Annotated in this window: 10 protein-coding genes and 1 pseudogene; all 11 read left to right on the top strand. The window is 73.3% G+C overall.

The window, feature by feature from the left end; genetic code table 11:
• Positions 1-1,535: pseudogene (locus tag ACFVW8_RS25355) on the top strand (hypothetical protein); the annotation flags it as partial.
• Positions 1,536-1,559: 24 nt separating this feature from the next.
• Positions 1,560-1,985 (top strand): phage tail protein, encoded by a 426-nt coding sequence (locus ACFVW8_RS25360; RefSeq protein WP_389693748.1) that lies wholly within the window; start codon positions 1,560-1,562, stop codon positions 1,983-1,985.
• A 78-nt stretch (positions 1,986-2,063) separates the two neighbouring features.
• Positions 2,064-2,786, top strand: a complete 723-nt coding sequence (locus ACFVW8_RS25365; RefSeq protein WP_389693750.1) for a peptidase M23 — start codon at positions 2,064-2,066, stop codon at positions 2,784-2,786.
• Positions 2,783-4,597: a VgrG-related protein gene (locus tag ACFVW8_RS25370; protein WP_389693752.1), complete on the top strand. Its 1,815-nt coding sequence runs from the start codon at positions 2,783-2,785 to the stop codon at positions 4,595-4,597. The genes ACFVW8_RS25365 and ACFVW8_RS25370 overlap by 4 nt, the downstream gene beginning before the upstream one ends.
• A 107-nt stretch (positions 4,598-4,704) precedes the next feature.
• Positions 4,705-5,022, top strand: a complete 318-nt coding sequence (locus tag ACFVW8_RS25375; RefSeq protein ID WP_389693754.1) for a PAAR domain-containing protein — start codon at positions 4,705-4,707, stop codon at positions 5,020-5,022.
• A complete protein-coding gene (locus tag ACFVW8_RS25380; RefSeq protein WP_389693756.1) occupies positions 5,022-5,444 on the top strand; it encodes a GPW/gp25 family protein in 423 nt (140 codons plus the stop codon). The genes ACFVW8_RS25375 and ACFVW8_RS25380 overlap by 1 nt, the downstream gene beginning before the upstream one ends.
• The gene (locus ACFVW8_RS25385) at positions 5,444-7,402 is read left to right on the top strand and encodes a putative baseplate assembly protein (RefSeq protein WP_389693758.1); all 1,959 of its coding nucleotides are present in this window, start codon (positions 5,444-5,446) and stop codon (positions 7,400-7,402) included. Before ACFVW8_RS25380 ends, ACFVW8_RS25385 begins: the two co-directional genes overlap by 1 nt.
• On the top strand, positions 7,399-7,962 hold the full coding sequence (locus ACFVW8_RS25390; protein WP_389693760.1) for a phage tail protein: 564 nt from the start codon (positions 7,399-7,401) through the stop codon (positions 7,960-7,962). Before ACFVW8_RS25385 ends, ACFVW8_RS25390 begins: the two co-directional genes overlap by 4 nt.
• A gap of 4 nt (positions 7,963-7,966) precedes the next feature.
• Positions 7,967-9,286: an NADase-type glycan-binding domain-containing protein gene (locus ACFVW8_RS25395; protein ID WP_389693762.1), complete on the top strand. Its 1,320-nt coding sequence runs from the start codon at positions 7,967-7,969 to the stop codon at positions 9,284-9,286.
• A 183-nt stretch (positions 9,287-9,469) separates the two neighbouring features.
• Positions 9,470-9,853 (top strand): VOC family protein, encoded by a 384-nt coding sequence (locus ACFVW8_RS25400; protein WP_389693764.1) that lies wholly within the window; start codon positions 9,470-9,472, stop codon positions 9,851-9,853.
• 141 nt (positions 9,854-9,994) lie between these two features.
• Positions 9,995-10,169: SRPBCC family protein (locus tag ACFVW8_RS25405; protein ID WP_389693766.1), on the top strand; the 175-nt coding region annotated here is incomplete at its 3' end.

The following is a 10,169-nucleotide window of genomic DNA, read 5'->3' on the forward strand; positions in this document are numbered from 1 at the left end:
CCGCTGCCCTGGAAGGCCCGGCCGCACGGGCCGAGATCCCGGGCCGGACATCCGGCCGGCGCCCCGGCGCCCGCGCACGCGGCGGCCTGGGCGCGCCACTGTCCGAACTGCCGCCGAGCGCCGCCCTGACAGGTTCCGCCGCGCCCGGTGCCCGCACTCCCCGTACCGCACCGGACCCGGTCGTCCAGCGCGCTCCGGCAGGCCAGGACCGGAAGTCAGGAGCGGTCCCGGAACCCGGCACGGCGGACCGGGACCGGCCGGACACCCGGAGCGCCCAGCGCGCGGCGGACACCCGGAGCGTCCCGCCGGCGCCGGGTGGGAGCGGCGTAGACGCCCCGATTCTGGGGACGGGCGACGCCCGGCACAGTGTCGCGGCCGGGGGCGGCGGTGTGAGCGAAGTCCAGCGCCGAACAACCGGCCACGTCTCCTCGCCGGGCCCCACAGGTCACGGAGACGGGCCCGCCACACCGCTGGTGACGCCGTCCCGGTCCGGCGCATCCCCCCGCCCGGCATCGGAAGACGCCACCGGCATGGAACGCTCCGCAGCCCCGGAAGGCTCCACAGGGAACACACGACGGCCCGGCCCGCCCGATGGCGTTACCGGTTCCGGGAGCCGGGGCCGACGCAACCCCAACGCCCCGGCCCAGGTCCTCGTCGCCCGTGCCCCCGCCGCAGGCACCGCAGGTGCCCGGACATCCGGCACGGCGGGCCCGGGCCCGCGTACGGTGACCCGCTCCGCGGCCAACCCCGGTTCGGCCTCGCCCCGCACCCTCTCGCTTCTCGCCGCGCGCCCGCTGACCCTGAACACCCGCGCCCCGGAAGGGGTGGCATCGCCCGCCGCCTCGCGCTCCGGCAGCCGTCCGGTGGTGGCCGCCCGCTGGCCCGGCGCACCGGCCGCCCCCGGCCGCGGATCCGTCGGGCCGTCGGCGGCACCATCCGCCGGGACCTCGGCAACTCCCCAGGTCCAGCGGGCCGCGGCCGACCGCTCCGGACCCGGCGGGGGCCCCGACGTACACGGCGTCGGCTCGCACGTCCCCGTCCAGGGCCCCCCGGTCGTCCGGCCCGCACCGCCCCTTCGGGGGGCGGCCGGGGCGGCGGCCCCCGGTTCCGTCGTACCGGCGCGGCCCCTGCCGGTGGCCGCGCCGCAGCCGCTCGCAGGCCGTCCGCCGGTCACGCCCGCATCCGTGACGCCGGCGGCAGGCTCCGTCCCGGTGGTGCGGCCGAGGACCGGCCCGCCCAGTGCACTGCCGCCGGCGGCCGGTGGGACCGGGCAGTCGGCACCCGTGATCCAGCGCGATGTCACCGGCAGCGGGGGAAGCACCGCTTCGAAGGGCGTACCGGCCAAGGCGGCTCAGCCGGGTGCGACGCCGTCCGCCGCCAAGAGCACGGCCCGGCATGCCGAGTCCTCGCGGGACCCGGGCGCCGACCTGGACGACCTGGCGCGCCGCCTGCTCGACCCGATGGCCCGCCTGCTGCGCACCGAACTGCGGCGCGGCCGGGACCGCACGGGCCGCCCCTACGACGGACGCCGCTGAGAGCACGGAACGGATGACGGACGAATGACAGACAGCATCTTCGCGACGAGTGTGTTCTTCCGGCTCGCGATAGCAGGCAACGATCTCGGGGCTTTCCACACCTGCTCCGGCATGGGGGCCGAGGTCGAGATGGAGAGCTACGCCGAGGGCGGTAACAACGGTTTCACCTGGCAGCTGCCCGGACGTGTGACCTGGACGAACATCACACTCACCCGGCCGGTCACCGCCGACACGGCGAAGATCGGACGCTGGCTCGACGAGACGCTGCGCAGGGTGGAGCCCAAGGACGGCGAGATCGTGGCGCTGAAACCGGACCTGAGCCGGATCATCAGCTGGCAGGTGTTCGGGATCGTCCCGGTCCGCTGGCAGGGACCGTCGTTCGACCCCGCCCTGTCCGAGGCCGCGGTGGAGACCCTGGAGATCGCCCACCAGGGCCTGCGCCCCTCCTGACGCCCCCTCAAGAGCCCCTGCGCGCACGGGTGACAGCCCCCGCATTCCACGTAACCGCACCGGAAAGGAAGTCCAGGCATGTCTCCAGCGGTGCGCTCCAGCCGGGCCAGGGCCCAGCTGACCCTGAAGGAGCCTCCGTCCTCGGTCGGCGCGAAGCCCGGCGGGACGGTCGCGATGCTCGACCTCCAGTTCAACCCCGCCAGCCTGGAGCTGCGCAAGACCACCGAATGGCGGCGCACCCCGTCCCGGATGGCCGGGCAGTCGGCGCTGCCGGAGTTCGTCGGCAGCGGTCCGCGCACACTGAGCCTCGAAGTGTTCCTGGACGCCACCGCCACCCACGACAACTCCGTGGAGCAGGCGGTGGAGAAGCTGATGAAGGCATGCGTGCCGACCCCGGCCAGCCTCGGCCGGAAGAAGCCGGCCAGCCCCTGGGTGCGGTTCGAGTGGGGCACCGCGCGGACCACCTCGTTCGACGGGGTGCTGTCGAGCCTGGCGGTGACGTACACGCTGTTCGACGTCGACGGCAAGCCGCTGCGGGCGACCTGCGCGCTGTCCATCGAGGAGGCGAGCGTCGACCCGGCGGGCCAGAACCCGACGTCCGGCGCGCGCACCGCCCGCAGTACGCACACCCTCGTGGCGGGGGACAGTCTCGCCCTGCTGGCCTGGCGGGAGTACGGCGACCCGACGGCCTGGCGGGTCATCGCGGAGGCGAACGCAATAGACGACCCGATGGCCCTCGTGCCCGGCACCGAACTGGTGGTGCCGGCACTGCGGGACGCGGGCAGTGAGGAGGAACGGTGAGCACATCCGGGGCAAAGGGCGGCCGGTCGTTCGCGGCGGACCCCGTCGTGGAGACGCCCGCCGAACTCCCGCAGGTCTGGGCCGCCCAGCTGGTGAGCTGCGTGGTGGACGAGAACGTGGGCCTGCCGGACGCGGCGGTGCTCACCTTCCGCGACCCGGATCACGAGTTCCTGCAGGCGACCGGCATCACCATCGGCACCCCGCTGCGGGTGTCGGTGGTGACCGCGTCGGGCCAGGCACGCGAGCGGCTGTTCAACGGCGAAGTGACGGCCCTTGAGCTGGACGGGGACCGCACCGGTTCGTTCACGGTGGTGCGCGCCTACTCCAAGGCGCACCGCCTCCAGAGAGGCCGGAAGGTGGTGGCGTACCGGAACATGACGGCGGCCGCGATCGTCCGCAAGGTGGCCGCCGGGGCCGGGCTGGCCTGCGGGACCGTGCAGGCCGCGCCGGTCACCTACCAGCAGCTCTCGCAGGCCAACGTCTCCGACTGGGACTTCCTGCAGTACCTGGCGGGGGAGAGCGGGGCGCAGGCACACGTGGACGACCAGGGGCTGCTCCAGTTCACCCGGCCGCAGAAGGCGTCCGGCGCGCCCGCGCCGTCGACCTCGGCGACGCGGAACCCCATGGTGCTGGAGTACGGCCGCAACCTGCTCGCACTGCGCGCCTCGCTGTCCAGCGCGGACAGTGCGGCGTCGGTGGAGGTACGCGGCTGGGACGTCACCACGAAGCGGGCACTGGTGGCCCGAAATCCGTCGGTGAACAGCGAGACGGCGGTGCCCGGCGTGAGTCCGGCGATGAGCGCACGCTTCGGCAAGGCGAAAGTGACCGTCACGGACACCCCCTACCGGACCCAGGCCGAGACGACGGCGGCCGCCGACGCGACAGCGGCCCAGGTCAGCGCGGGCTTCGGGGAACTGGAGGCGGTGGCCGAGGGCAACCCCCGGCTCCGGGCGGGGAAGCCCGTCGCACTCGGCAACGTCGGACAGGCGTTCTCCGGCCGCTACACGGCGACCGCCGTACAGCACGTCCTGGAGCCGCATGACGGGTACCGGACGACGGTCTGGGTCGGCGCGGGACCGGACCGCTCCCTGACCGGCCTGGTGACCGGCGGGCCCGGCCGCGGTCCTCGCATGCCGGGCCTCGCCGTCGGCGTGGTGACGGACGTACGCGAGCCGGGCGGCGCCGAACACGGTGCGGTGCGGCTGAAGTTCCCCTGGCTGGACGAGAGTTACGTCACCGACTGGGTGCGCACCGTGCAGTGGGGCGGCGTCGGCGGGGGAGGAGTCGTGAGCGCGGAGGTCAACGACGAGGTGCTGGTCGGCTTCGAACAGGGCCTGCTGGACAGCCCGTACGTCATCGGAGGGCTGTACAACGGCGTGGACCAGCCGTCACCGCACGACGTCCCGCTCATCGACAAGACCAGCGGAAAGGTCAACCGCCGCTCGGTGGTGTCCCGTTCGGGCCACCGGGTGGAACTCCTGGACGCGCGTGCACCGGGCCCGTCCGGGCTGCGGCTCCGCACCGCCGACGAGCGCCTCGAAGTACGCCTCGACGACCGGCGGGACCGGATCGAGCTGACCGTGTACGCGGGGCGGGGCCGTCCCCTCACGTCCGTCGTGCTCGACAAGGACGGCATCACGCTGGACGCCAGGCTGGGCAACGTGAGTGTGAAGGGCAGGAAGGTGGACATCGACGGCACGGACGAGGTGCGGATCGGCGGCCGTTCCGTGAAGGTCAACGGTGCGTCGGACGTCACCGTCGACGGCGGCCTGCTGGGTGTCCTCAAGGCCCGGCTCATCCGGATCAACTGAGACACGGCCCGTGTCCCCCGCGCCCCACCCGCCGGATCAGTGAACGAACCCCCGACCTGCACCACGACCGGGCCCTCGGGCCGACGACTTTCCGCAAGGAGTGCCGCATGCCAGCCGCAGCCCGTACCGGCGACCCCACCAGCCACGGCGGTGTGATCGCCACCCCGCCGCCCGGTGCCGCCGCCTCGGTGATGCGGGTACTGATCGGCGGCCGTCCCGCAGCCGTCGTGGGCAGTCTGCACACCTGCCCGATCCCGCCGCACGCGCTCCTGGGGCCGGCCAACGTGATCCTGCCCGCACCGGCCGCGCTCGCCGCGGGAACGGTGCTGATCGGGGGGCTGCCGGTGGCGCGGGCGGGCGACCGGACGGCGTGCGCGGCGAACATCCTGACCGGTGCCGAGAACGTCCGGATCGGGGGCATGTGATGAGCGAGCGATTCATCGGGCGCGGCTGGGCGTTCCCGCTGCGCGTCGGGGCGACCGGCGGGATCGGCATGGTCGAACGGGACCAGGAGATCGAGGAGGCGATCCGCCTGGTGCTCGGCACCGCACCCGGTGAGCGCCCCATGCGCCCCGAGTTCGGCTGCGGCATCCACGACTACGTCTTCGCCCCCGGGGACGGCGCGACCGCCGGACGCATCGCGCAGCAGACGCGCGAGGCCCTTGAGCGGTGGGAGCCGCGCATCTCGGTGGACGACGTGGTGATCGCCTTCGACGCCATCGAGGACGGCACCCTCTACATCGACGTGCACTACACCGTGCGATCCACCAACGACCGGCGCAACCTGGTCTTTCCCTTCTACACGATCCCCTCCGACGAGGAGACCGAGGAATTGGTCGCGGACTGATGGCTCTGCACTTCCCCAACCTGGACGACCGGCGGTTCCAGCAACTCGTCGACGAGGCGAAGCGGTACGTGCAGCAGCGCGCCCCGGAGTGGACCGACCACAACGTCTCCGACCCGGGCGTCACCCTCATCGAGACCTTCGCCTACCTGGTGGACCAGCTGCTGTACCGGCTGAACCGGGTGCCGGACAAGAACTACACCGCGTTCCTGGACCTGTTGGGAATCTGCCTGTTCCCGCCGGCCGCGGCCGGGGCCGAGGTCGACTTCTGGCTGTCGGCGCCGCAGCCCGACACGGTGGCGCTGCCGGCGGGCACCGAGGTGACCACCGCGCGTGGCGAGACCGAGGAGGCCGTGGTGTTCGCGACCACGGACGAACTCCGGATCGTGCCCAGCGAGTTGACCCGTCTGGTGACCGCTCCCCGGACCGGCGAGCAGGCCGACCGGACGGGGACCCTGGCCGAGGGGCTCGATGTGCGCTGCTTCCAGGCGGCACCGGAGCCGGGCGACGCGCTGCTGTTCGGTCTGCCGACGGCGGTGCCGCGCTGTGTGGTCGCGGTGCGCGTGGACAGCAGGGTGGAGGGCATCGGGGTGGACCCGCGCCAGCCCCCGCTGGTGTGGGAGGCGTGGAACGGCGGCGGCTGGCAGAAGTGCGAGACCGGTACGGACACCACCGGCGGACTGAACCGGCCCGGCGAGATCATCCTGTACGTGCCGGCCGGCCACACCGCTTCGGTGATCAGCGGGACACGTGCCGGCTGGCTGCGCTGCCGGGTCACCGAGGCGGAGCCGGGCCAGCCGTTCTACTCGGAGTCCCCGACGGTGCGCGAGGCGGCGGTGTTCACCGTGGGCGGCACCATGAACGCCGAACACGCGGAGACGGTGACCGATGTGCCCCTCGGCACCTCGGAAGGCGTCGCGGGGCAGACGTTCCGGCTCGGCCGCCCGCCGGTCCTCCTCGACGGTGAGCCCCCGGTCGTGGAGGTGTCCTCGGACGGAGGATGGCGCCGATGGGAGGTGGTGGAGCACTTCGGCCGGTCCGGCCCCGCCGACCGGCACGTCCGCGTGGACGCGACCACCGGCGAGTTCACCTTCCCTCCGGTGCTGCGCGAGCCGGACGGCACCCTGCGCCAGTGCGGCGCCGTGCCGCCCAAGGGTGCTCAGATTCGGGTGGCCCGCTACCGCACCGGCGGCGGCCCGGCGGGCAATGTCGCACGCGGGGTGATTTCCGTGCTGCGCAGCTCCGTTCCGTACGTCGCGAGGGTCACCAACCGGGAGGCGGCCCGTGGCGGAGTCGCCGGCGAGACCGTCGAGAACGCCAAACTGCGGGCCCCGGACGCGCTGCGGATGCAGGAACGCGCGGTGACCGCCGAGGACTACGAGATCATCAGCCGCCGGGCCGCACCCTCGGTACGCCGGGTGCGCTGTCTGCCCGCGGCGGACGGTGCGGGGGCGGTCCGGGTCCTGGTGGTGCCCGACGCGGTGGCCGACGAGGGCGACCGGCTCCGCTTCGAGCAGATGATCCCCTCGGACCAGGTGCTCGAAGCGATCACCGCGAGCCTCGACGAGCGACGCCTGATCGGCACCAGGCTGGTGGTGGAGCCACCGGTCTACCAGGGCGTCACCGTCGTGGCCCGGCTCGCCGCTGCGCCGGGCGACACCGACCGGGTGCGGGACGCGGCGCTCGACGCGCTGTTCCGGCTTCTCAACCCGCTGCACGGCGGTCCGGACGGCACCGGATGGCCGTTCGGCCGGCCCGTGCAGTACGGGGAGGTGTTCGGTGTGCTGCAACGCGCCACCGGTAACGCACTCGTGGAGGAGATCCGGCTGTTCGCCGCCGATCCGACGACCGGGCGCCGCGGCGCACCGTCGGACCGTATCGATGTGGCCGCCGGTGCGCTCGTCTTCTCGTACCAGCACCAGGTGGTCGTCACGGCTGTCGAGCCGGAGGCACGCGGATGAGCCGCGCCGCAGTACCCGGCCTGCCCAGCAGGTACCCGATCGGCGAACAGCTGCCCGCCCTGTACGCCGACGACGACTTCGCGCAGCGGTTCACCGCGGGTCTCGACACCGTGCTCGCCCCGGTGTTCGCGACCCTCGACAACCTGCCCTCGTACTTCGATCCCGGGGTGGCTCCGGCCGACTTCGTGGCCTGGCTGGCGACGTGGGTGGGAGCCGTCGACGACCCGCGGTGGCCGGTGGAGCAGCGCCGCGAGGCGGTGATCCACGCGGTGGAGCTGCACCGGTGGCGCGGCACCGGGCGCGGTCTGGTGGAGGGACTGCGACTCGCGCTCGGCGTGCACGCCGTGGTGTCCGGGGACGGCGGTGCGGTCTGGTCGAGCACCGCCGGCGCCGATCTGCCGCCGGAGCCGTCCGCAGAGGTCCTGGTCCGGGTGTGGCCGGACGGCGAGGCGCCGGTGGACGCGGCCCGGGTCAACGAGATCGTCCGGGCCATGTGCCCGGTGCACACCGTCTGCCGGGTCGAGGTCCTGCCCGGCCCGCCGACCGACGAAGAGAGGTGACGCCATGCGCGCGTGTCCCACCTGCGGGGCGTCGAACGGTTCCGGGGACGACTTCTGCGGCAACTGCGGCGCGTACTTGGGCTGGTCGGACACCACACCGGACCCGGGCACACCCTCGGCTCCCGCGGCCTCACCCGAACCCACCCCGCCGGACCCTGCCCCGGAGCCCGCGCCGCCCCCCGCGGACGAACCCTCGCCCGCCGATCCTCCCCGTACCTCCTCGCTGTACAGCCGGCTGACCGGACGCAGTGGTGGCAGGGCCGGGGGAGCGACGGGCCCGGACGCCCCGGGGCCGCCCTCCGGCGACGGCGAAGGACGGCACACCGACGAGGCGCCGCACACCGGCGAAGCGCCGCACACCGATGAGGAGTCGGCCACCGCGGCCCCGACTGCCGGCGCCGACCGGGTGCAGGGGACCGGAGCCCTGCCGGCCGGGGCAAGCCCCTCGGCCGTGGGATCGCCGCCGGACACCGGAACTCCGCGGGCCGCCGCCCCACCCGGTCCCCGGCCGCCCGCAGCACCCGCCCCCGGCACACCGGCTCCGGACCCCGTGCTGCCGGTACGGCCGGCGAAAGCGGTGGCACCGCGCCCCGTCGTACGGCCGGTGGCCGAGCCGGAGGCGGCGGAGGGGGCGCCATGCCCCGCCTGTGGCACACCCAATCTGCCGGACCGCAGGTTCTGCCGGCGCTGCGCGACCCCGCTGAACCCGGCCGCGAAGGCCGCCCCGCTGCCGTGGTGGCGGACCGTATGGCCGTTCCGCCGCCGGGCACGGGCGAGTTCGGGCCGGGTGGTGCGCGGCCTGGTGATCCTGGCCGTCGTGGTGGCCCTGTGCGCGGGCGGGTTCCTGCTGCTGCCGGCCGGACGCGCCCTGGTCGAGGACACCCGGGACAAGCTGAGCGATCCCAAGCCCGTGACCCCGGTGGACATCGCCGCGAGTGCCGAGATCCCCGGGCACCCGGCGAAGAACACCACGGACGGGCTGAACAACCGCTACTGGGGCGCACCCGGGCCGCGCGCCTCGGTGACGTACACCTTCAGCAAGCCTTTCCGGCTGCTTGATCTGATCATCATCAACGGGCCCTCCGCCTCACCGGAGGCCTACGCCCGCCAGGGACGCGCACTCCAGGTGGATCTGGAGGTGACGACGGAGGACGGCGACAAGCACAGAAAGCGGGTCACTCTCAGCGACAAACCGGGCCAGCAGCCGATCTCCACGGGGATCAGCGACGTGAAAACGGTACGTCTGGTCATGAGCTCGCCCACCGGCCTGTCCAAGGGCCGTCATCTGGCCCTGGCCGAGGTGGAGTTCTTCCAGCGGAGCTGACCGGCGCCGAGGCGTGACCGGCTCTCCTCCGCGCGGCCGTCGGGCAACACCCAGCCGGCCGGCAAGGTCGCCGAGGTCCTCGGCGTGCAGATCGAACCGGTCCGGGTGTGCCGTCCCCCGGCCCGGGTACGCGGACCGAAGTCCGGAAATCGGATGCCGGCCGACAGAAGGGTGGCGATGGCAGTGGCGGTGGCGAAGACGAGCGTGCTGGTGCTGGACTGTGCCGAGCCGAAGGAACTGGCGGATTTCTACGCCACGTTGCTCAACGCGGAATTGCACATAGGTGACGAACCCGATGTCGTCGAGATCGTGGGCCATACCGGGGTCCATCTCGCGATCCGCCGGGACCACGGATACGCGCCGCCCAGCTGGCCGCGGCCGGACGACTCCCAACAAGCTCACCTGCGGATTCTGGTGGCACGCGAGGACATCGACGAGGCGGAGCGCGAGGCGGTCGGCCTGGGTGCGCGACCCCTGGACACGAAGTACAACGGGGGCGCCCGCGACACGCGTCTCTACTCCGATCCCGCCGGACATCCCTTCACCCTGGCCGCCAGGGAGCAGTGAACGACCTTCTGCGTCCATACGGGCGCGGTTCCCGGTGTCCCGGGAAGAAACGCCAGGACCAGGAGAGCCGACGAGTTCACAACCGGTCTGTTCACCACAGACATCGCATGCGCGAAACCGTCAGTCATTGAAGGAGCTTCCATGTCCTCCTCGATCGTCGAGACCGTCGATATCAAGGCCCCGGTCGCCGTCTGCTGGGCACTGTGGAGCGATGTGGCCCGGTGGCCCAGGTTCCTGAGCCACGTCCAGCGCGTGGATCCGCTGGACGAGCGCCGGTTCGCCTGGCAGCTCGCCCTGCCGGGCGCGGACAAGCGGG

Source organism: Streptomyces sp. NPDC058221 (assembly GCF_042882365.1).
GTDB lineage: Bacteria > Actinomycetota > Actinomycetes > Streptomycetales > Streptomycetaceae > Streptomyces.